The sequence below is a fragment of the Vibrio orientalis CIP 102891 = ATCC 33934 genome (genome assembly GCF_000176235.1).
Taxonomy (GTDB): Bacteria; Pseudomonadota; Gammaproteobacteria; order Enterobacterales; family Vibrionaceae; genus Vibrio; species Vibrio orientalis.
This window is the reverse complement of the sequence record NZ_ACZV01000005.1, coordinates 1,248,115-1,269,975: the sequence shown is the minus strand read 5'-3', so window position 1 is coordinate 1,269,975 and position 21,861 is coordinate 1,248,115. Positions and strand designations below refer to the sequence as shown.

At 44.0% G+C, this 21,861-nt stretch carries 16 protein-coding genes; 9 read left to right on the top strand and 7 right to left on the bottom strand.

Features of this window, described 5'->3' with window-relative positions:
• Positions 1-53 precede the first annotated feature (53 nt).
• Positions 54-1,454: an asparagine--tRNA ligase gene (gene asnS, locus VIA_RS16515; protein ID WP_004414344.1), complete on the bottom strand. Its 1,401-nt coding sequence runs from the start codon at positions 1,452-1,454 to the stop codon at positions 54-56.
• A gap of 521 nt (positions 1,455-1,975) precedes the next feature.
• On the opposite strand from asnS, the gene VIA_RS16510 reads away from it, so the two are divergent.
• The gene (locus VIA_RS16510) at positions 1,976-3,466 is read left to right on the top strand and encodes a SulP family inorganic anion transporter (protein ID WP_004417482.1); all 1,491 of its coding nucleotides are present in this window, start codon (positions 1,976-1,978) and stop codon (positions 3,464-3,466) included.
• A 108-nt stretch (positions 3,467-3,574) separates the two neighbouring features.
• Here VIA_RS16510 and VIA_RS16505 read toward each other — a convergent pair whose 3' ends face one another.
• Positions 3,575-5,197: a methyl-accepting chemotaxis protein gene (locus tag VIA_RS16505; RefSeq protein ID WP_004414341.1), complete on the bottom strand. Its 1,623-nt coding sequence runs from the start codon at positions 5,195-5,197 to the stop codon at positions 3,575-3,577.
• 315 nt (positions 5,198-5,512) lie between these two features.
• Here VIA_RS16505 and VIA_RS16500 point away from each other — a divergent pair, with 315 nt between their 5' ends.
• Positions 5,513-6,157, top strand: a complete 645-nt coding sequence (locus tag VIA_RS16500) for a hypothetical protein (protein WP_004414340.1) — start codon at positions 5,513-5,515, stop codon at positions 6,155-6,157.
• 613 nt (positions 6,158-6,770) lie between these two features.
• A complete protein-coding gene (locus VIA_RS16495) occupies positions 6,771-7,925 on the top strand; it encodes an amino acid permease (protein ID WP_038211199.1) in 1,155 nt (384 codons plus the stop codon).
• A gap of 79 nt (positions 7,926-8,004) precedes the next feature.
• Here the strand turns inward: VIA_RS16495 and tpdA are convergent, their stop codons facing one another.
• The 4 genes from tpdA to VIA_RS16475 form a co-directional block, all read right to left on the bottom strand.
• Positions 8,005-9,720 carry a cyclic di-GMP phosphodiesterase TpdA gene (tpdA, locus tag VIA_RS16490; RefSeq protein ID WP_004414338.1) on the bottom strand — a complete coding sequence of 572 codons (1,716 nt, stop codon included), beginning with the start codon at positions 9,718-9,720 and terminating at the stop codon, positions 8,005-8,007.
• A 219-nt stretch (positions 9,721-9,939) separates the two neighbouring features.
• Positions 9,940-11,301 (bottom strand): L-serine ammonia-lyase, encoded by a 1,362-nt coding sequence (locus tag VIA_RS16485; RefSeq protein WP_004414337.1) that lies wholly within the window; start codon positions 11,299-11,301, stop codon positions 9,940-9,942.
• A gap of 97 nt (positions 11,302-11,398) precedes the next feature.
• A complete protein-coding gene (locus tag VIA_RS16480; protein ID WP_004414336.1) occupies positions 11,399-12,652 on the bottom strand; it encodes an aromatic amino acid transport family protein in 1,254 nt (417 codons plus the stop codon).
• A gap of 290 nt (positions 12,653-12,942) precedes the next feature.
• On the bottom strand, positions 12,943-13,551 hold the full coding sequence (locus VIA_RS16475) for a CoA pyrophosphatase (protein ID WP_004414335.1): 609 nt from the start codon (positions 13,549-13,551) through the stop codon (positions 12,943-12,945).
• An 84-nt stretch (positions 13,552-13,635) separates the two neighbouring features.
• Here VIA_RS16475 and VIA_RS16470 point away from each other — a divergent pair, with 84 nt between their 5' ends.
• Together VIA_RS16470 and VIA_RS16465 are read left to right on the top strand one after the other, a co-directional pair.
• The gene (locus tag VIA_RS16470) at positions 13,636-14,178 is read left to right on the top strand and encodes a heme NO-binding domain-containing protein (protein WP_004414334.1); all 543 of its coding nucleotides are present in this window, start codon (positions 13,636-13,638) and stop codon (positions 14,176-14,178) included.
• A gap of 5 nt (positions 14,179-14,183) precedes the next feature.
• Positions 14,184-15,881 carry an ATP-binding protein gene (locus VIA_RS16465; protein ID WP_004414333.1) on the top strand — a complete coding sequence of 566 codons (1,698 nt, stop codon included), beginning with the start codon at positions 14,184-14,186 and terminating at the stop codon, positions 15,879-15,881.
• A gap of 31 nt (positions 15,882-15,912) precedes the next feature.
• Here the strand turns inward: VIA_RS16465 and pabB are convergent, their stop codons facing one another.
• Positions 15,913-17,280 (bottom strand): aminodeoxychorismate synthase component 1, encoded by a 1,368-nt coding sequence (pabB, locus tag VIA_RS16460; RefSeq protein WP_004417487.1) that lies wholly within the window; start codon positions 17,278-17,280, stop codon positions 15,913-15,915.
• Between the two features lie 170 nt (positions 17,281-17,450).
• On the opposite strand from pabB, the gene VIA_RS16455 reads away from it, so the two are divergent.
• The 4 genes from VIA_RS16455 (at position 17,451) to VIA_RS16440 (ending at position 21,809) form a co-directional block, all read left to right on the top strand.
• Positions 17,451-18,974 (top strand): fumarate hydratase, encoded by a 1,524-nt coding sequence (locus VIA_RS16455; protein WP_004414331.1) that lies wholly within the window; start codon positions 17,451-17,453, stop codon positions 18,972-18,974.
• A gap of 112 nt (positions 18,975-19,086) precedes the next feature.
• Positions 19,087-19,272, top strand: a complete 186-nt coding sequence (locus VIA_RS16450; protein WP_004414330.1) for a hypothetical protein — start codon at positions 19,087-19,089, stop codon at positions 19,270-19,272.
• A gap of 117 nt (positions 19,273-19,389) precedes the next feature.
• The gene (locus VIA_RS16445) at positions 19,390-20,766 is read left to right on the top strand and encodes a YcjX family GTP-binding protein (RefSeq protein ID WP_004414329.1); all 1,377 of its coding nucleotides are present in this window, start codon (positions 19,390-19,392) and stop codon (positions 20,764-20,766) included.
• Positions 20,763-21,809 (top strand): YcjF family protein, encoded by a 1,047-nt coding sequence (locus VIA_RS16440; protein ID WP_004414328.1) that lies wholly within the window; start codon positions 20,763-20,765, stop codon positions 21,807-21,809. The genes VIA_RS16445 and VIA_RS16440 overlap by 4 nt, the downstream gene beginning before the upstream one ends.
• The last annotated feature ends 52 nt before the right edge of the window (positions 21,810-21,861 follow it).

The window sequence follows — 21,861 nt, the reverse complement described above, 5'->3', positions numbered from 1 at the left end:
CAAAAAAACGGTCCTAATCAGGACCGTTTTTATATGCAAAACTTGCTAGATAATTAGAAGTTCGCAGAGCGTGGTGTACGTGGGAACGGGATAACGTCACGAACGTTGCCCATACCAGTTACGTAAGATACTAGACGCTCAAAACCTAGACCAAAGCCTGCGTGTGGCACAGTGCCATATTTACGTAGGTCGCGGTACCAGTTCATGTGCTCTGGGTCGATACCCACTTCACGCATACGCTCGTCTAGGATGTCTAGACGCTCTTCACGTTGAGAACCACCAATGATTTCACCGATACCAGGTGCTAGTACGTCCATTGCTGCGACTGTCTTACCGTCGTCGTTAGCACGCATGTAGAATGCTTTGATATCTTTCGGGTAGTTTTTAACGATTACAGGCGCTTTGAAGTGTTCTTCAGCTAGGAAACGTTCGTGCTCAGAAGACATATCGATACCCCACTCAACAGGGAATTCGAACTCACGACCAGAATCTACAAGGATCTGGATTGCGTCAGTGTAGTCTACTTGTGCAAAATCAGAAGAAACGAACTGCTCTAGACGAGTAATTGCTTCTTTGTCGATACGTTGAGCGAAGAACTCAAGGTCATCACGACACTCTTCAAGTACCGCTTTGAATACAAACTTAAGCATATCTTCTGATAGCTTGGCAACGTCGTCTAGGTCTGCAAATGCAACCTCAGGCTCAACCATCCAGAACTCAGCTAGGTGGCGGCTTGTGTTTGAGTTTTCAGCACGGAAAGTAGGACCGAACGTGTAAACTTTGCTTAGGGCACAAGCGTAAGCTTCAGCGTTAAGCTGGCCAGATACCGTTAGGAATGTCTCTTTACCGAAGAAATCTTCATTGTAATCTACTTCGCCTTTGTCTGTGCGAGGTAGGTTTTCCATGTCTAGCGTAGATACGCGGAACATTTCGCCAGCACCTTCTGCATCAGAAGCCGTGATCAATGGAGCAGATACCCAGAAGAAACCTTGCTCGTGGTAGAAACGGTGGATCGCTTGAGATAGACAGTTACGAACACGCGCTACTGCACCAATTACGTTTGTACGTGGGCGTAGGTGAGCGACTTCGCGAAGGTATTCGATAGAGTGGCGAGTTTTAGCCATTGGGTATGTTTCTGCGTCTTCAACCCAGCCAACGACTTTTACGTCAGTGGCAGCAAGCTCAAAATCTTGACCTTTCGCTGGAGACTCAACAATCTTACCAGTTACTTCGACAGAGCAGCCTGTAGTCAGCTTCAGTACTTCGTCTTCGTAATTATTCAGATTATTTGGGACCACGGCCTGAATCGGGTCGAAACAAGAGCCGTCATAAATGGCAAGGAAAGAGATTCCAGCTTTGGAATCACGACGTGAACGGATCCAGCCGCGAACAGTTACTTCACTGTCTACCGCTAGCTTGCCGCCAAGTACGTCTTTTACAGGCGCGTAAGTCATGTTGGTTTCATTCTCCATTGAGGGACAAATTCAACGCAAGGTTTACAACCGTTTGTTTAGAGTTCGCTAAATTTGAACAAAAAACAGTCGAAACATTGAGTTGTATAAACTTTTTAAATCAATGGAACATATTACCTGTCATTCAGCGAGCTTCAACCATTATTGTTGCTTGTTGAAAGAAATATTGCGTATGTAAGCGATAAAAATCACTAGGGGTTGGTTTTTTGTTCAATCTTATCGCGCGAAATCGGAATCTTTGTTTTCAAAGATGGTAGTGTGATTGAGTAATGAGTCGCTCTATATTGGCGTGGCTTCAGTTACTTTGGAGCTTATTCACAACCTTAAGTACCAAGTCAATGAACAACTAGAGGAGTTTAATATTCACGTGTTAATTACGCCGCCTTAGCCCCTGCATTCTCTATACACCCGCACTTTTCGAGCGCTCGCTCATTCATGAAAAACAGTCGATCAAATTATGTCTGAACAAGGCAGGACTGGCTGTATAAGTAAAAGAGAATTACATGCTTAATTATTTAAAAAAACACTGGTTATCAAATGTTAAAGGAGATTTATTGTCTGGGATTGTAGTTGCACTTGCATTGATCCCGGAAGCTATCGCATTTTCCATTATCGCAGGCGTCGATCCCAAAGTTGGGCTTTATGCGTCTTTTTGTATTTGTGTCGTGACCGCTTTGGTTGGTAGCCGTTCGGGCATGATTTCAGGTGCTACCGGGGCAATGGCTCTGTTAATGGTCACCTTAGTGAAAGAGCACGGACTAGAATACTTACTCGCCGCTTCATTTCTGGCAGGTGTGATTCAAATTGCAGCGGGTTATTTAAAGCTGGGCAATTTGATGAATTTTGTTTCCAAGTCGGTGATTACTGGTTTTGTCAACGCGCTCGCTATACTCATTTTTATGGCTCAACTACCGGAGTTGATCAACGTCCCTTCGAGTGTTTATCTGTTGGTTGGGTTAGGCTTGGCGATTATTTATTTGCTGCCTTACTTCCCCAAATTTGGCAGAGCGATACCTTCGCCTTTGGTGGCAATCATCGTACTTACCACCATTAGTTTGTTATTGGGTTTAGATGTCAGAACAATAGGAGATATGGGCAAACTCCCAGATTCACTTCCTGTCTTTTTAATCCCAAATATTCCATTCACGCTTAATACCTTCGAAATCATTCTTCCTTATTCTATTGCTCTGTCAGTTGTCGGCATTTTGGAATCATTGATGACCGCGACGATAGTTGATGACCTTACTGATACAGAAAGCAACAAGAACAACGAATGTAAAGGACAGGGGATCGCTAACATCGTCGCATCACTGTTTGGTGGTATGGCTGGCTGTGCAATGATTGGTCAATCGATTATCAACATTAAATCTGGCGGCTTGACCAGACTATCAAGCATGGTTGCTGGTGTCGTTTTATTGTTGATGGTGGTGTTTGCGTCTGATTGGTTGAAGTTAATACCTATGGCCGCGTTGGTCTCTGTGATGATCATGGTATCAATTGGTACGTTCTCATGGCGTTCTATTGTAGAGCTTAAAGATCATACGTTACCCACCAATATCACCATGTTAGCAACTGTTGTGGTGGTTGTGTTTACTCACAACTTAGCGATAGGTGTTTTGGTCGGCGTGGTTCTTTCCGCTTTGTTTTACGCCCATGCGAGTCAATCCATGGTTTTTATATCTGATGAAGTGGTGACGAATAAGCTGAGTACGATCCACCGAGTAAAAGGCCACGTCTTTTTTGCTTCTTCTGATGCGTTTGTCGACTTGTTCGATTATGACAAAGCGACCTCCTTAGTAACGATTGATATTTCTGACGCGTCTTTTTTAGATAACACCTCGGTTGAAGCCCTGGATAAGGTTGTGTTCAAATTTCGAAAAAAGGGTGCGAATGTTGAGGTTGTAGGAATGGATACCATGAGTGCGAAGCTCATCGACAAACATGCGATGTACCACAAGCATGAAGACTTATCTGCAGTGTCTATTACACACTAAACACTTTTGAAAACGTCGAGTTATCCGCTAAATCAAGTTGGATGACAAATAAAAAGCGCTCATCACCGAGCGCTTCTTATTAATCGTGAGATTCAACACCTGTTGGCGCTAATACTTGTTATTTGAGTTTGAAAAGGTGAACTGATTGATGAGTGATTCAAGGTGATTGGACAGCTCTTCTAAGTCATTGCTGATCCCACGAGTCTCAGCCGCAGATTTCGATGTGTTGTTTGCGTGAGAAGTAATGGTTTCAACCTTTTGCTGAACATCTTTGGTCGCGTGGGTGGTTGATTGCGTCTGCTGTTGGATATTTTGTGCATGATCGAGCACTTGCTTCATCTCTTTGACTACGCCATTCATTTCAATAGATAACGCGTCAATATCCGTTGAGCTTTGATGTGCTTGTTCGCAAACGCGATCGGCAGATGCCAGAGACTCTTCACTGCCTTGTTGGAATTGGTGGATAATCGATTCAATACTGCCCGTTGCTTCAGCGGTTCGCGATGCTAGGTGGCGGACTTCATCAGCAACCACAGCAAAGCCTCGGCCTTGCTCACCTGCGCGAGCGGCTTCGATGGCGGCATTCAAGGCCAGAAGATTGGTTTGATCGGCGATGCCACGAATAACACTCAATATAGAAGAAACTTCTCCAGTCTGTTCATTGAGGGTCATTATCTTGCATTTCACTTCTTCTATGCTGGTAACTAGGTTCTTTATCTCGCTGCTTGCATCGTGGGCTTGGTTAGCACTTTTACATGCTACGTCGGCGGTATGATTGATCAGAGCTGATGCCGTTAAGGTGGCTTGTTCTACATTGATCTGTTGGTCTTGTATCCCTTCCACATTATTCTGTACTTCAGCCGTTTCGTTTTGTTGATCGGCAGCTGCTTGCTCTGTGATTTGTGCGACGCTAGTCAGTTGGTTGGCAGAAGCATTCAGCTTGTGCGAAGTATCTTGTACCTTTTCTAAACTATCTGAGACCGTCCCCATAAACGAGTTGATCGAGTTCGCTAAGGTGCCGATTTCATCCTTACTTTTCTCTGGTAGTCGAGTTGATAAGTTTTTGTTGTCACTGACTTGGGTCATAAAGCGTGACGTTTGCTGAAGTGGTCGTACTATTATCTTACGAATGAGCCCCATCGTTAATAGGAACCCCGCAAAAGAGATGACGGCCATAATACCAACCGCTGTCATTGTTTGGGTGTTGATCAGCGAATTGACATGGCTCAAGTTGTACTCCAATCGAATCGCACCAAGTACCTCGCCCTCCGGCGCCATATGACAGGCGACGCAATTGGTTCCGCGGTAATTTTCGCTCGACTTCATTGGCAGAGCGATAACTAAGCCTTTCCCCCAATCTGCAGAAAAGGGTTCGATGACGGTTTCGCCAGCCAACGCTCGTTTATCGATATCGTCAACGGGGGTTTGGTTATCATTGCCGGGCCCATACAGTTTGCTTACCGCGTCGGCGCGTAATACCCGAACATCTTCAATGCCTTCTTGGGTCAATGCCTTCTGACGTAGGGTCTCTTTTTGAGCCATTGTGCCAGTAAGCATCATCATATTGAGGCTGTCGAAATAATTGCTCGCCTTATCATGCAGCTGTTCACTCAGGACAGAGTTGATAAGATCTCTTTGTTGTATGTATTGATAGCTTGTTGAAGCGAGTAGCACGATACCGAAAACAGCCACCAGTGTGATCAATAGCTTTGTTGTAATTGTTGAGCGCATTATTAGATAGAATTTTTAATTATTGGAATAGACATCATAATCTTCGCCTATATAACCCTTATGGGGAATAGCCAGAAATTTATTATGTGACCACACACTATGAGTGGTTATTGTAAATGTGATGTAAGATCTATGTAATCAAAACTTTGGCGCAGTGACGGTTTTTCGTCGTAAAGGCGTTGTTGGTACTAAGTGGGCTTGGTGACAGCTAAATGAAGGTTTTCTCTCTTGATTATGACTGAGATCTTCGCTTTTTTGTGCCAGAGTTACGCTATTATTGGCTGATTAAAGCCGCAACTTTTCGAAGGAATGAATATGGCTGCCAAAATCGGCTCAGCGATTCAATTGTTACTTGCTCTATCGATATTTTATTTAGGATACGCCATTCATTCGATGACTTCGAAAGTTGGTGACGTGATAGACACTTACCCGCAAGTTTTGCAAGACGTTGGGACGTTATCAAAAAACTTGCAAATCGACGAATGGCTGCAGGTTGCTGATACTTTAGAGACGTTGTTACCTAGTGTCATAAACAGTGTCGATGGTGTAACGGCTGCGGTAAATGATACTAATAAGACGGCGGCATCCATAGACCAAAAAATCCCGGCCATTGTTGAAGAGGTTAGCTTATACCGACAGCAAGTGATCCCTCCAGTACTTGCCGAAACCAAGCAATATCGAACCGACGTATTGCCAAAAGTACTGGTTGAAAGCAAAGGCTATCGTCAAGAAACTATCCCTCAGTTAGTTAAAGAGTCTGAAGCGTTACGTAGTGATATTCCACCCATCTTAACTAAGGCGGATGAGCTGGCCCTAAAAACCGACCAGATAATTGATAAGAGCCAAGAAATTGCCAAGCAAGCGACACAAGGCGCCGTGAAAGGGGTGATCCTCTCTCCAATTGATCTTATTCGTGAAGCAGGCAATGAGATAAAAGGGCGTGTGGTAAGTGAAGAATAGTGAAATCAAGTAGATAAACGCTTTTCGTTACGACATGAATACCTTGGTCGTGCTTCCTGAATACTGACAAGCAAATCAGAAAGTCCGCATTCAAACCAGATTGAAAACACATTAGTATATATCGTGTGCAGTAACAAAAGGACTGAACTGTACGCTTTCATTTAATAAAGACATTTGTTTTTGCCGCCATTTTCCCCTTCATAATGGCGGTTTTTTTACGTTCAAACATTGTGCATTGGTGTTTATTTGACCACTTGAAAAATAGGTCATTGCAATCGGAGTTTGAACCGATAAGATGGAGTTATCTCATTCGAGATGACGTCACGCAGGATTTGTGGCGAACACTCAAAGGATTGTCTGCGCTATTAGGACATCTTAATGCTTTTCAAAATTACTTCTCCAATCTTGGAGCCAACTGAAGGGTCGCCACATGCGATCATTTGTCAGCTACGTACAAACTCAACGTCTCTTTTCTCCTCCTTCTTTCCAAGCTCGGCGTCTCTTCAGCCTCGTTCATTTTCTCGATTTTATTTTTCTTATTGATTCCATCTAAATCAATCACGTTCGTGTTTTCGCACGTCTAAATCTTTTCAATATTACGGTTTTAAAGAAAATGAACACAAAATTAATGGGTAGCGCCCTTATTATCTCAGGTACCGCTCTAGGTGCCGGTATGCTTGCAATTCCAATGGTTCTGGCTCAATTTGGCCTACTATACGGCACACTACTGATGGTGCTGATTTGGTTTGGCACGACTTATTCCGCATTGCTATTACTCGAAGCAACAATAAAATCTGGCGGCGGTTTAGGACTCAATTCCATTGCACGTAAAACGCTGGGGAAAGGGGGGCAGTTACTGACGAATGGCTTGCTTTACGCACTGTTGATCTGCTTGCTGATGGCCTACATCTTAGGCGCGGCCGACCTCTTAGTTCAGGCGCTCAATGCCGTCGGACTAGAGCTAACCTTTATGCAAAGCCAAATCCTATTTACATTAACCACTGGTGTGATCGTAGCTTGCGGCACTGGCGTGATTGATAAACTCAACCGTTTGCTGTTCTTCATTATGTTAGCAAGCTTACTGATGACCTTAGCGGTTCTTCTTCCTGAGTTTTCAACCGAGAATTTGAGCCAAGTAAGCAATAGCGATCATATTGGCTTAATCAAAACTAGTGCTGTTCTATTTACCAGTTTCGGCTTTATGGTGGTGATTCCAAGCTTGGTTTCTTACAACTCCGAAGCGAGTGACAAGCAACTCAGAAATATGGTGATAGCGGGCTCGATCATACCGCTTGTATGCTACCTTTGTTGGTTGTTTGCGGTTGTGGGCAATTTGCCAGCTAGCCAACTCAAAGAGTTCGGTAGTGTATCTGAACTGATGGCAGGGTTTGAGCATGACGCACCTTGGGTGGGCGGGTTCTTATCCGTGTTCACAGGCTTAGCTCTGTTGACCTCTTTCTTCGGCGTTGCGATGTCACTGTTCCACCAAAATAGCGACACATTTAATCAAAACCGAGTGGTAACCTATGTACTGACGTTTGTACTTCCATTAGTCGGTGCAATATTGGCCGCTGACCAGTTCTTGTCAGTGCTTGCTTATGCCGGGATTATATTGGTATTCCTCGCGGTGTTTGTGCCACTCGCAATGGTGTACAAGTTGCGTTTATCGCAAGCATTACCTGAGCGATACACCGCGGAGGGTGGCTCTGCAATGATGGTATTCGCCCTATTGTTTGGTGGCTTCTTACTGGCTTCGCAAGTCATCTAAACGTAACCCAATTCAACGATTAAACAGCCTTCATTATTGAAGGCTGTTTTTGTATAAGCGTTAGATGTACTTGTCGATGTTAATGACAAAGAGGGTAGTAGAATCCTTGATGGATATGCGCCCCTAGAGTGGTAAGCAGGTGAGCACAATCCCCATTTTCAACCCCTTCGACGATGACTGTGCAGTGGTAGGTATGACCCATGGCGATTAACTGGCGCAAGGTTTCGACTTTTTTATCATCCTGTTTTAAGTCCATGACAAAGAGACGATCTATCTTTAGGTAGTTTGGAGATATGTGGCCAATGAGCTCAACATTGTTATTGCCCGTACCAAAGTCATCAATACTAATTCTACAACCTAACTCTTTAAGTCTTTTGGTATTTCGGAAGATTTCTTGGGTGTAGTACATCGATGCGTTTTCGGTGATCTCAATCGTCAGTAACGAGCAATCTAACTGTTCGAGCTGACGATAGAGACGTTTGAAATTATCCCCTTCAAGTAGGGAAGGACATACATTCACACTTAACGGGGCCAACAAGGAATGGCTGTTACCATAGATGAGTTTAATCACTAATAGCGTGTGGTTAATGAGCAACCCATTGCTAATCAGGCTCTCAATAAACTGCTGGGTATTTTTGACCTTGAAACGTGAGAGCACTTCATAGTGTATGTTCTGGTTATTGGTCGTGTTATGTATTGGCTCAAGCTTTAAATTAAAGTGCCTTATTGCCCATAGGTAAGTGATGACCGCACGTAACGTTTTACGCCGTGCAATAATGAGAAAAAGAACGCTAAAGATAGTGATACTCGAGATTGGGTTAGAGACATAATAGATCTCTTTGTAATCATCTTGCTGAAAGTTATGCATCAGAGATTGACCTTCAGTATCACCGATCTCCAATGGTAAACCCGTGTTGGTACATACTTTCATTCCTGATAGGAAGAGACGAGACATATGGCTTTCAATACTATTTTCTACATTGATATTCTTAACTCTCACCAACACGTCACTATCAGCATCGGAAAATGAGTGATAGGTGTAGTTTAAGTTGCCCTGCCAATCATTTTGATCACGAACGTTAACCGGGTCAACGGTCTCTGGGGTCACTAAGCAGCGCACATTATATCGGTCGGTAAATAATGCAGACTCAACCAGTTGGACATTGTCGAATAGTTCTCTCAGTAATTTTTCTTGTTCAAAGCAGCCATGTTGAGCAAGTTCTTTAGAAAATGCTAACGCACCTTCGAAGTAGTTCTGACGAACAATCGTACTAATGGCGTAAAGGCAGATCAAAATATAGAGTACGCTCGTGATAGTGACGAAAAAAACTATGTTTAGATAAGGTTTACGGTTGTTAAGGCATATGCCCATTGCCGTTCTAATGCTGTGTGGTACTAGTTTAAAGATACGTGCTTGTTGCAGTAGTCCGTCTTTTTGCGCATGTTGGCTGTCGAAGGGTACGAAATAGCCTTTCCGATGAACGTTTTCAATCAGTGATTTTGACACCTTGGTGTGTTTCCTTACGAGTTGTCTGAACTTTTTTCTGATCGATGCCACGGCGTTTTTGAAGCCATTTTCTGGCAATATTATCTGATGTTGAGTCGATAACTTCTTTTCAATTCGTCTTTGGCTGATTGGTGAATTTACGCTGCCAAAAGCAGCGATAGTACTCAGGATAAAATACTCAATTTGATTAATGGAAACTGAGGATTGGCTGGACTCGTCGAGCGTTAGTGAAAGTTCATTTTCGGACAAGCAAACGCAGATTTGGTTTCCAAGTTCAAACCTAATCATGTGTTAAGCACTCCAGGATTGATTTTTTCGATACGGTAGCAACATTGGTATATGAGGTATGTGACCTTTTACCGGCATATCCTAATCTTATAGATATATCATTAAATTTAGATTTTTTTATAGACTAATCTATCAGCGACTAGGGGGAATATCAGTTGATCTTAGCTAGAAAATAAAAAACCCGAGCGATTTGCTCGGGTTTTTTCAAACAGGTGAGATTTAGCAAATAACTTTAATTGCTAGGCCACCCTGAGAGGTTTCGCGATACTTTGCGTTCATGTCTTTACCTGTCTCTAGCATGGTTTCGATAACCTTATCTAGAGAAACAGTAGGAGCAGAAGAACGACGTAGAGCCATACGAGTCGAGTTGATCGCTTTCACTGCCGCGATGCCGTTACGCTCGATACATGGAACCTGTACCTGACCAGCAACTGGGTCACAAGTAAGACCTAGGTTGTGTTCCATTGCGATTTCAGCTGCCATACATACTTGCTCAGGGCTACCACCCATAAGCTCAGCAAGGCCCGCCGCCGCCATAGAACACGCTACGCCAACTTCACCCTGACAGCCAACTTCAGCACCAGAGATAGAAGCGTTACGCTTGTATAGACCACCGATCGCGCCAGAAGCAGCGAAGTAACGGATGTAGTCTTTCTCAGTCACAGTTTGGATAAACTTGTCGTAGTAAGCTAATACCGCTGGGATGATGCCACATGCACCATTCGTTGGGGCAGTCACAACTCGGCCACCTGCTGCGTTTTCTTCGTTTACTGCGAAGGCAAACATGTTAACCCAGTCAACAACCGCCATTGGGTCGTTGGTGGTTTTTTCAGAGGTAAGCAGTTGCTGGCGAAGTGCTGCTGCACGACGTGGCACACGAAGTGGCCCAGGTAAGATACCTTCAGTATTCATACCACGGTCCATACATTCGCGCATCGTCTTCCAGATGTTAGCAAAGTAAGTGCGAGACTCTTCGTCAGAATGCAGCGCCGCTTGGTTTTTCATCACTAGCGTACTGACTGAAAGACCGTTCTCTTTACATTGGTTCACTAGCTCTTCAGCTGTTGTGAATTCGTAAGGAGATTTAATAGGGTTTTCTTCTTCTTTGCCGAAGTGCTCTTCATCAACGATGAAACCACCGCCGATTGAGTAATAGGTTTTCGAGTACTCTTTTTCGTCGCCGATCCAAGCATGGATCTGCATACCGTTTTCGTGTAGCTCTAGGTTAGTAGTATGGAAGTTCATACCACCATCTTTCGGGAACGATACTGTGTGACAGTGCATGCCAACAGGAAGGCGCTCAGTTTCTTCTACGCGAGCGATGAAGCCCGGAATAGAATCGATATCTACTTTCTCAGGAGTATTGCCAGCAAGACCCATGATGATTGCGATATCTGTGTGGTGACCTTTCCCTGTCAGTGATAGTGATCCATATACGTCAACGGTGATTTTAGTGATGTCGCGCAATTTTCCCATTGAACGTAAATCATCAATAAACTCTTTACCCGCTTTCATTGGGCCTACAGTGTGAGAACTAGAAGGACCAACACCGATTTTATAGATGTCAAAAACACTAATCATATCGATTACCTCAAAAGAAAGCCTCCCAAGGGGAGAAGGGAGGCTCATTATTATCGTTATATTCTTGTATTAATCAGACTTTATAAAAGTGTCTAGATTAAAGAGCGCCGTAGATTACAGAAGTAATTGCTGCAATACCACAAAGAGCTGTGAAAACTTGCACAGGTGCTGAAGTTTTGTACTTAGCCATTGCTGGTACTTTCTGCATTGCGAATACAGGCATTAGGAACAGGATAGCTGCAATCATTGGTGCACCCATTGTTTCAATCATGCCAAGGATACTTGGGTTAACGATAGCCACAATCCAAGTTGTTACAACGATGAAGATTAGAGACGCTTTTTCAATCTTGCTTACAGAAGTGTTAGAGCGAGACTTGATTAGACCAACTAGACCTTCGTGAGCACCTAGGAAATGACCAAAGTAGCTTGAAGTGATTGCTGCGAAAGCAACTAGAGGACCCATGTAAGAGATTAATGGAGATTCGTGAACGTTCGCTAGGTAAGAAAGAACAGAGATGTTTTGTTCTTGAGCCATTGCTAGTTGCTCTGGAGACAGTGAAAGTACTACAGAGAATACGAAGAACATTACGAAGCCCATTAGCATCATCGCAGCGCCACCAGTGATCGCGTCAGTTTTCTTAACTGCATCATCACCGTATACGCGACGTTGTTCTTTAGAGAACTGAGAAATCACAGGACTGTGGTTGAAAGAGAACACGATGATTGGAATTGCTAGCCAAACAACAGATGGCATTGCAGACCAATCAGGTGCAACTGACATCATTGAGCTGTTCCAGTCTGGGATAAGGTAGAAAGAAAGTGCTAGCAGGATTGCAACTAGTGGGTAAACCAGTGCAGATGTCGCTTTTAGCATTAGCTCTTTGCCAAATACTACACCAGCGGTCATAGCTGCGATTAACGCACCAGAAAGTAGCCAGCGTGGGATAGACTCCATACCCATTTGGTTAACTAGGAAAGAGTCAACTGTGTTTGTGATACCAACACCGTAGATAAGTACGATTGGGTAGATAGCGAAGAAGTAAGCAAAAGTAATAAGGTTTGCGCCAGTCTTACCAAAATGTTCTTCAACAGTGTCAGTGATATCAGCTTCAGGGTTTTTCGCAGAAAGTACGAAACGTGCAAGAGATTTGTGTGCGAACCAAGTCATTGGCGCAGCAATTAGAGCAAGGATAACTAATGGCCAGAAGCCGCCAGCGCCTGCTTTAATTGGAAGGAAAAGTACACCAGCACCTACCGCAGTACCGAAAAGTGACAGACACCAGGTGAAGTCCTTGTAAGTAAACTTACTAGGGGATTGTGCGGTTGTAGCCGCAGAAGTAGTAGTATTCATTTTGTGATACTCATTTTTGGGAACAGGAAATAAGTCAGGCGCAATTTTGCATAAAAATCTTGCACGAAAACTAGATCTAAATCATGAATTGATGCGAGTTATAACATGATATGTCAAAAAGGCGTTTTTGGTCACGAAAATGATGTGCCACTAGTGATTTATGCTAATCCTTGATATTAGTTTTTCTAATATTGCTATTGTAAAGTTAGTTATGCGTCGCGAGTAAACGTTTGCTTTATTGATAGAGAATTAAACTAATGTGAACAAATCTTGTTCAATGTGTAATTTTATTAACATTGATGCATAATATGATTCTGCATTGCTTGAATAATTTGGGCCGTCATTCCCCAAATAAAATGTTGTTTATATGACAATCCAAAAACACGATGTGAAAAATTATTAATCTGAAATGTCTGGCTATGTAAATTATGCCTATCTAGAACGATATTTGCGGGTACTTCAAAAATCTCATCCACTTCATTTCTGTCAATAATGGTTTTGTAATCTGGAGAAACAAATGCCAGAAATGGTGTGACGGTAAATTTACTTACCGTGATGAGTTCCGGCATTTGACCAAATATTGTGATCTGTTCTTGGTTGATGCCGACTTCTTCAAATGTTTCACGTAGAGCAGTGTGCGACAGGTCTTCATCAGTAGGTTCAAATTTACCGCCAGGAAAGCTTATCTGACCGGGGTGATGCTTTAGGTGAAGAGCACGTTTGGTGAAAATGATATTTAGGCCGTGTGGTCTTTCTACAAATCCAATAAGAACCGATGCCTTACGGAGGTGGCTTTGGTTTAAGTGTGAGACACGCTTAAGTGCTTCTTGATGGTAGTCAACCGTCTGATGCAATTGGAATCGTTGAATGAGATGATTTTTGTTTAACTCTGACAACACGTTAGCTCCTGTTTTTATTTGTAAAAGCCTTAAATATGACTCATGCTTTCTACTACGTTAGTTAAAGCAAGGATAGCGCCACTGATGAAAGGGATTATCTTTACTGAGTTTATGGATCTCGTAGAGCAAAAGTTTGGCCTAGAGGCTCTCGATAGCTTACTGGCTGACTCCGGCGATTGTGGGATCTACACAACGGTCGGGAGTTATGATCACCGGAATTTAATTAAACTGATTGTTCAGTTAAGTAAGAAGACGGGGATCTCTCCTGAAGAGCTACAGCGTGTATTTGGACAATCCGTTTTTCATAACCTTTATAACACCTTACCTAATAATAATAGCCTACAAGCATGTAAGACGTCGTTTCAATTTATTAAATTGGTTGAAGATTACATACATATCGAGGTCAAAAAACTCTACCCCGAAGCGAATCCACCTTCGTTCTATTTTATCTCTGAGTCGGAAACTGAATTGGTATTTGATTATGTCAGTGCACGGTGTATGTCTTATGTTTGTTTAGGACTGATGGAAGGGTGCGCTGAGTTCTTTAACGAGGAGTTATCAATGTCGATGGACAACGTCGAAAATGACGGCAGCCGTGTCCGTTTTACGGTTAATTTGGTCGAGTAGTTTTAATGGATAATGATTCCCCTTTAGAACGAAAATTGGCACGTGAGATAGCGGCAAGAAAAGAAGCAGAAACCTTACTTGAAAAGAAAAGTTTGGAGCTTTATGAAACCAATCAGCATTTGCAATTGGTATTAACTCAACTCAAGCGTCAGAATTTACAAGATTTAAATAAGCTTGAATTTGAGCAACAAATTAATGAAGCACTGATTCACTTTGGACGAGCTTTCCTTAGCCGTACGCTCGATGATGGATTGATTTCAAGTTTATTAGAGTGCCTGGAATCATCGTCTGCACTAGAGAAAGCCCACTTATATGTGGAACAAGATCTTGTGACGAGTTTGGTCGGCAGTGAGTTTGGAGAGAGTTTAAGTACTGATCTTGCCAATATTAAGCCCTATGCTACTTGGCAAGATAACATCCTCAGTTTGCCCGTCGAAGTTGATCATAAGGCTGTCGGAATATTGTCTGTCCTTGTTAACGAAGCAGGAATAAGTCGAGATTTTGTGGTCAGCCAAATGCTGTTGGTTGGTGAACTACTGTGTAGTGCGCTAAGTCGCCAAATCATTTTATCTCGTCATCAAGAAGCGCGCAGTAGGGCGGAAGAGTCGGAACGTTCGACCAAAGAGTTTGTTGCCATGATTAATCATGAATTACGCACCCCCTTAAATGGTTTGCTAGGCAGCGCCGAACTCTTAGATGGTACCGAGTTAGACGAAGAGCAACGTACGTTATTAACCAACTTAACCCATTCTGGGGATCTCCTGCGCCATATTATCAACGATATTCTCGACTTCAGTAAGATGAATGCGGGCATGATGGAGCTCATTCCCTCTACGTTTCAAATGTCTGAACTGCGCAATATGATCCATGGAATCTTTGAGCCTAGAGCAAGAGAAAAAGGGATTGAATTTACGATTACTGAAAGCGGGGAACTGCCAACAAGCTTTATTGGTGATTTTGAGCGAATAGGGCAGATACTGGTCAATCTTGTCGGGAACGCCGTCAAATTTACTTCAGAAGGAAGCGTCACCGTCACTGCTCGTTGGAGCGCAGGCAGTTTAACCATGTCAGTGAGTGATACTGGCGTAGGGATTGCAGAAGAAGCAAAGAAAGAACTGTATAGCCCGTTTGTTCAAGCTGACAGAACAGCAAAGCGCCATTTCGAAGGGACAGGACTCGGCTTAGCCATTTGTAAGAACCTCGTGGAGTTAATGTCTGGAACGATAGCTCTTGAAAGTGAAGTCGGTAAAGGAAGCTGTTTTGAAGTTACTCTTCCGCTGAAAGTGGCTGATAAGTTGCCGGTAGGGGAATCAAGTAGTGACACTGGTCTGAGAGAAAAACCTTTAGAAGAGCTTGCGATATTGGTTGTTGATGATATTCGTATGAATCAAGTGATCATTAATCAGATGCTTAAGAAGCTCTGCATCACCCCTGAGATTGCTAATAACGGATTCGAGGCTATTAAAGCGATCAGTCACACTAAGTATGATTTGGTTTTTATGGATTGTAGGATGCCGGAAATGGATGGCTTTGAGGCTACCACGTATCTGAGAGAGCAAAAATACGATCTGCCGATCATTGCGTTGACTGCAGGGACGACGCTAGAAGAAAGAGAGAAATGCATTGAATGTGGTATGGACGACATACTCACCAAGCCATATTCGGCGAAAGACTTGCAGTTAATGCTCGAAAAGTGGGCTTGATGTTCGATTATCAAGCCCATCACCACATCGTTTAGTCACGTAACACGGGTAAAATGCGACTGAGCTTATCGAGAGTCTCTTGATACTCAGCATCGCACTGACTGTCTGCGACCAAGCCGCCACCCGCCCAAACATACATAGTTCCTTGCTCTGCGACCAAAGTACGAATGGTAATGCTTGTGTCCATTCTACCGTGGCGACTGATGTAGCCGATACTGCCACAATAAGCGTTGCGACGATGGGGCTCTAACTCCTCGATGATTTCCATGGCTCTAATTTTGGGAGCCCCAGTAATTGAGCCTCCAGGAAAAGAAGCGCGGAGCAAATCGGTAGATGAGTAGCCCACATCAAGCTCTGCTCTGATGGTACTCACTAAGTGATGAACAGCAGGGAAGCTTTCAATATCAAACAGCTTCGGAACGTGAACACTGCCAGGTTTGGCTACTCGCCCTACATCGTTACGCAGTAAATCAACAATCATCAGGTTCTCTGCCTGATCTTTTTCTGCATGGGCTAAGTCATAAGCAGCTTGTTGGTCAGTCGATTTGTCTTCGCTACGAGGGCGCGTTCCCTTAATTGGCTTAGTCTCTATCTGCTTATCTTTAACTTGTAGGAAGCGCTCAGGAGAGACACTCAACACCGCCCCTTTATCAGTGCGGATAAAGGCAGAAAAAGGACCTTGATTGACGTTTTCTAGCTTTTGGTAAGCTTGCCATTCACTTCCTTGGTATTGGGCTTTAAAGCGTTGGGCGAGGTTGATTTGATAACAGTCACCGCTACGCAGATATTCTTGGACCTTGGCAAACTTGTCACTGTAATTTTGTTTAGTCATGTTTGACTGCCAGTCACTGGCGAGTTTGAACTCGCTGGCTTGCTCTGATTGCTGGCTGGTTAGCCAATTCCAGTGTTTCTCTACCTGTTCGCCGACAATAAATGCGGACTTTTCTTGATGATCGACAATCAACGCCCAGCTATAGATGCCAACCATCATATCCGAGGTATGTAAGTCTTGTTCTGCCAGTTCTGGCATCCGTTCAATTCGTCGTCCCAAATCATAAGAGAAATAACCCAATGCTCCGCCAATGAAGGGAAGGTCTCCGTCGTAATCGAGAGCTGGTAAGCAATCATCTTGAATCTGCTTGATGATATCGAATGGGTTGTCCGTCGATGTGGTTTTGTGGCCTTTAATCGTAATCAGGCTTCGCTCGCCATCGGTCGTAATCGTTGAGACAGGCTTAGCGACTAAGATATCGAAACGGCTATCGATATGGTTCTGAGACGGTGAGCGCAGTAACATCGCCCAAGGTAGAGATTCAATGTTAGCAAAGTGTTGAACCGCAAGGTCCGACTGGTAGCTGATCGGCTTGATTTCTAAGCAATTTGGCGTGTTGTTATTCATTTGTTTAATTTGTGACAAAGAGATCGTTGATTACGTGGCGTGTTGAGGAAAGCAAGAGTATCATATTGGTATCAAAGGCCGCTACATCAGTGTTTTGCAATTATTACAATCGATAAGCAAACGTTTGTGTACGGCAGCAAAAGGAAGCAAAAAATATAACGAGGCATGCAATGACCGTAATTCGCCAGCAGGATGTGATCAGCAGTGTTGCTGATGCGCTTCAATACATTTCGTATTACCACCCATTAGACTTTGTTCAAGCCCTAGAAAAAGCCTATCACCGTGAAGAGAGCCAAGCAGCGAAAGATGCGATTGCTCAAATCTTAATTAACTCTCGTATGTCCGCAGAAGGGCACCGTCCAATCTGTCAAGATACAGGTATTGTGACCTGTTTTGTTAACGTGGGTATGGGCGTTAAATGGGACTCAACGGATTTAACTGTGCAACAGATGGTCGATGAAGGTGTTCGTCAAGCGTACACCAATCCAGACAACCCTCTGCGCGCTTCAGTTCTAATGGATCCTGCGGGTAAACGTATTAATACTAAAGACAACACGCCTGCGGTTGTTCACATTAATATGGTGCCGGGTGACAACGTTGAAATTCAAATCGCGGCGAAAGGCGGTGGTAGTGAAAATAAGACTAAGATGGTTATGTTGAACCCATCGGATGACGTTGCAGAGTGGGTAGAAAAAACACTACCTACGATGGGTGCGGGCTGGTGTCCACCGGGTATGCTGGGTATAGGTATCGGTGGTACGGCAGAAAAAGCCGCGGTACTAGCAAAAGAATCGCTAATGGAGCACATCGATATTCAAGAGCTTATCGATCGTGGCCCTGAAAACGCAGAAGAACAGCTTCGTTTAGATATCTTTAACCGCGTTAATAAGTTAGGCATCGGTGCGCAAGGCCTAGGCGGTCTAACGACAGTTGTCGACGTTAAGATCAAAACGGCGCCAACGCATGCGGCTTCTAAACCAGTTTGCTTGATCCCTAATTGTGCGGCAACGCGTCACGTACACTTCACTCTTGACGGCACAGGTCCGGCGGACTTAACGCCACCTAAACTAGAAGAGTGGCCAGATATCACTTGGGAAGCGGGTGCGAATACACGTCGCGTTAACCTTGATGAAGTGACTCAAGCTGACGTTGAACAGTGGAAGACTGGTGAAACGGTTCTGCTATCAGGCAAGATCCTAACGGGTCGTGATGCTGCGCACAAACGTATTCAAACCATGCTACAAAATGGCGAAGGCCTTCCTAAAGGTGTCGATTTCAAAGGCAAGTTTATCTACTACGTTGGTCCAGTTGATGCAGTGGGTGATGAGGCCGTTGGTCCTGCAGGTCCAACAACGTCGACTCGAATGGATAAGTTTACTGACATGATGCTAGAAGAAACCGGCATTATGGGCATGATTGGTAAAGCTGAGCGTGGCCCAGCAACGGTTGAGTCAATTAAGAAGCATAAAGCAGTCTACTTAATGGCAGTTGGTGGCGCGGCTTATCTAGTTGCTAAAGCGATTAAGAAAGCGCGCGTCGTGGCATTTGAGGATCTTGGTATGGAAGCAATCTACGAGTTTGAAGTAGAAGATATGCCAGTTACCGTTGCCGTGGACTCTGAAGGAGCCAATGCGCACCAGATTGGTCCTGACACTTGGAAAGTGAAAATCCAAGAGATGGAATCTCAAGCATAAGATTGTGAGAAAGTGCTGATTTAGTTAGCAAACATTTGACAAAGGTGCGGGTAAAACTGCACCTTTTGTCTATATACTCGAATAATTGTAAAACTATACGTCAGGAGCTCAAATGCCTCGTTTTATCCAAATCCTACAGCTGATTATTGCAGTTGTGATAGGTGCCTTCGTCGGTTATGACCTAATTCTTCACGGCATCAGTATCTTCGATGAAAAATACGTAACGATTACATGTGTGCTGTTTGGTTTGATAGAAATCGCACTGTTTGTTATTTATAAATTGATAGAAGAAGATTAGCCAATAATCTTAATGAGTTCTTATGAAGCCTCTGATTTATCGGAGGCTTTTTTGTTCATATAAGATTAATATTAGCTTCGTTAAGCTAGTATCGAACTGAATTATAAGAGATCGTGAATGAAGCAAATTACTCAAGAAGTGAATGATTTAATCAGTCGTAGTATGGACTCCCATGTACGCATTGCTGTTACTGGCCTTTCGAGAGCCGGTAAGACGGCGTTTATTAGCTCCTTAGTGAATCAGTTACTTCATACTTCAACTCATGATAGCTTGCCACTTTTTGCTGCATCGCGAGATAAGCGCCTAGTCGGTGCAAAGCGTGAGCCTCAAACGAACATGATGGTTCCTCGTTTCGCCTATGATGACGCAATGGAACATGTGCACTCAACGCCTCCCAAATGGCCTGAACCGACGCGGGATGTCAGCGAAATACGTCTCGCGCTCAAATATAAGCCGAAGAAAAAGACCAAAAAGTTGTTTGGCAGCACCTCCACATTACATATCGATATCATTGATTACCCCGGCGAGTGGCTGCTTGATTTACCGCTATTGGATATGGACTTTGAGCAATGGTCACAAAGCCAGTTTGATGCACTGACAGGAAAACGCAGAGAACTCGCGCAGGCTTGGCTAGATAAGCTGGACAATCTTGATATTTCGCAGCCGCTCAATGAAAAAGCGATTGCCGATGTCGCGCAAAGTTATACCGAATTTCTTTATGAGTGTAAGCGTGAAGGTTTACATTGGGTTCAACCGGGTCGATTTGTCTTGCCGGGTGAATTAGAAGGCGCACCAGTACTGCAATTCTTTCCATGTCGAGTAGATGACAACGTTAAAGCCGGCAAGGGCTCTAACTTAGCAATGTTAAAAGCACGCTATAACGAGTATCAACAGAAGGTGGTAAAGGCATTTTATAAGCACCATTTTTCGACGTTTGATCGCCAGATTGTGCTGGTGGACTGCCTACAACCGTTAAATGCAGGTTATGAGTCGTTTCAAGATATGCGCCATGCGTTAGAGCAAATCATGCATAGCTTTCGTTATGGTCGTAGCAATCTACTCAAACGACTGTTTGCGCCTCGAATTGATAAAATACTCTTTGCCGCTACTAAAGCTGACCATGTCACACCAGAGCAACACCCAAACTTGGTCTCTCTATTACAACAAATGGTTCATCCAGCATGGCAAAGTGCTTCGTATGAAAATATAGAGATGAGCTGTATAACAATGGCGTCAATTCAGGCGACGCAAGCGGGCTTCATCAATAAAGGTGACCAAGCTTATCCGGCATTGCAAGGCACGACGGTTGATGAGCAGGCGCTAACAGTGTTCCCGGGGGAAGTCCCGAAGAAGCTTCCCGACCAAGCGTATTGGCAAGAACAGGGATTCGAATTTACGGCGTTTAGGCCAAGAAAAGCCTCATCAGATGAGCCGCTACCGCATATCCGCATGGATAAAGCCCTAGAGTTTTTGATTGGAGACAAGCTGAAATGACCGAATCAGAACAAACCACATTAAAGCAGAAACAAGTATTCGAAGAGTCATTTGCACAGCCGCATGATGAGCAAAACGTTGAGATCACTGCGCAAATGCAGTTTGAGCAGCAAGATAAGTTCGTACCAGCGCAAGTGAACAGTGACGAGGATTCAGTCGAGGAAGCGCGTTTAAGCCAAGTGATTCGTCCTCGTTCAGGCACAAAATGGATGGTGACCGGCCTGCTAACGGCATTTTCCGGATTAGTCGGCTGGCAAGCGATAGATAGTGTTGTGACTGCAGTGCAAACCTCCGATTGGTTAGCATTGGGCTGGGCTGGCTTTATCGCCACAATCTCGTTGCTCGGGGTTGGTGCGATCGGTAAAGAGCTGTTCAAACTGCGTAGGCTACGTAACCACTTTAGTGTTCAAGAGCAAAGCGAAGCGTTAATCCAGTCAGACAGTGTCGGCAAAGGAAAAACGTTTTGTGAGTCAATTGCGCACGAGTCGGGAATTCAACCTGAGTCACCAAGCTACGACCGTTGGAAAAACAGTATTAACTCTTCTCATAGCGATGCAGAAGTATTGGATATGTACGATGCGATGGTGGTGTCGGAGCAAGATAAAGCAGCAACGAAAGTGGTGTCTCAGCATGCCACCGAGTCGGCTGCACTGGTGGCTATAAGCCCATTGGCCATTGCGGATATGTTGCTTGTTGCGTGGCGCAATTTCAAAATGATTGATAGTTTGGCCGAGATTTATGGTGTCGAGCTTGGCTATTGGTCCCGCTTGAAACTATTTAAAGCGACCTTAATCAATATGGCCGCCGCGGGAGCGAGTGAACTTGCCATCGACGCGAGTATGGATCTGATGTCGATGGACCTTGCAGGTAAAGTGTCGGCTCGTGCAGGGCAGGGGTTAGGTGTTGGTATTCTAACCGCAAGGCTAGGTATTAAGGCAATGGCTCTATTGCGCCCAATTCCTTGGCATAAAGACCGTCAAGTAAAACTAGGTGCGATTAGAAAGCAAATTGTTGAAAAAGTCGCCGCAATAACAATCAAATAGTGTGAATGTGAAGCAGGTAATATCAGTTTGCTTGACGAGGATCTAGGCTTAA

What these genes read in the sequence shown, in the direction of transcription:
- VIA_RS16500 (WP_004414340.1), top strand. Translation starts at nt 5,513, where the DNA reads ATGGCTGCCAAAATCGGCTCAGCGATTCAATTGTTACTTGCTCTATCG.
- tpdA (WP_004414338.1), bottom strand. Translation starts at nt 9,720, where the DNA reads ATGATTAGGTTTGAACTTGGAAACCAAATCTGCGTTTGCTTGTCCGAA.
- VIA_RS16465 (WP_004414333.1), top strand. Translation starts at nt 14,184, where the DNA reads ATGGATAATGATTCCCCTTTAGAACGAAAATTGGCACGTGAGATAGCG.
- VIA_RS16480 (WP_004414336.1), bottom strand. Translation starts at nt 12,652, where the DNA reads ATGAATACTACTACTTCTGCGGCTACAACCGCACAATCCCCTAGTAAG.
- VIA_RS16510 (WP_004417482.1), top strand. Translation starts at nt 1,976, where the DNA reads ATGCTTAATTATTTAAAAAAACACTGGTTATCAAATGTTAAAGGAGAT.
- VIA_RS16495 (WP_038211199.1), top strand. Translation starts at nt 6,771, where the DNA reads ATGAACACAAAATTAATGGGTAGCGCCCTTATTATCTCAGGTACCGCT.
- VIA_RS16470 (WP_004414334.1), top strand. Translation starts at nt 13,636, where the DNA reads ATGAAAGGGATTATCTTTACTGAGTTTATGGATCTCGTAGAGCAAAAG.
- VIA_RS16445 (WP_004414329.1), top strand. Translation starts at nt 19,390, where the DNA reads ATGAAGCAAATTACTCAAGAAGTGAATGATTTAATCAGTCGTAGTATG.
- VIA_RS16485 (WP_004414337.1), bottom strand. Translation starts at nt 11,301, where the DNA reads ATGATTAGTGTTTTTGACATCTATAAAATCGGTGTTGGTCCTTCTAGT.
- VIA_RS16505 (WP_004414341.1), bottom strand. Translation starts at nt 5,197, where the DNA reads ATGCGCTCAACAATTACAACAAAGCTATTGATCACACTGGTGGCTGTT.
- VIA_RS16455 (WP_004414331.1), top strand. Translation starts at nt 17,451, where the DNA reads ATGACCGTAATTCGCCAGCAGGATGTGATCAGCAGTGTTGCTGATGCG.
- asnS (WP_004414344.1), bottom strand. Translation starts at nt 1,454, where the DNA reads ATGACTTACGCGCCTGTAAAAGACGTACTTGGCGGCAAGCTAGCGGTA.
- VIA_RS16440 (WP_004414328.1), top strand. Translation starts at nt 20,763, where the DNA reads ATGACCGAATCAGAACAAACCACATTAAAGCAGAAACAAGTATTCGAA.
- pabB (WP_004417487.1), bottom strand. Translation starts at nt 17,280, where the DNA reads ATGAATAACAACACGCCAAATTGCTTAGAAATCAAGCCGATCAGCTAC.
- VIA_RS16450 (WP_004414330.1), top strand. Translation starts at nt 19,087, where the DNA reads ATGCCTCGTTTTATCCAAATCCTACAGCTGATTATTGCAGTTGTGATA.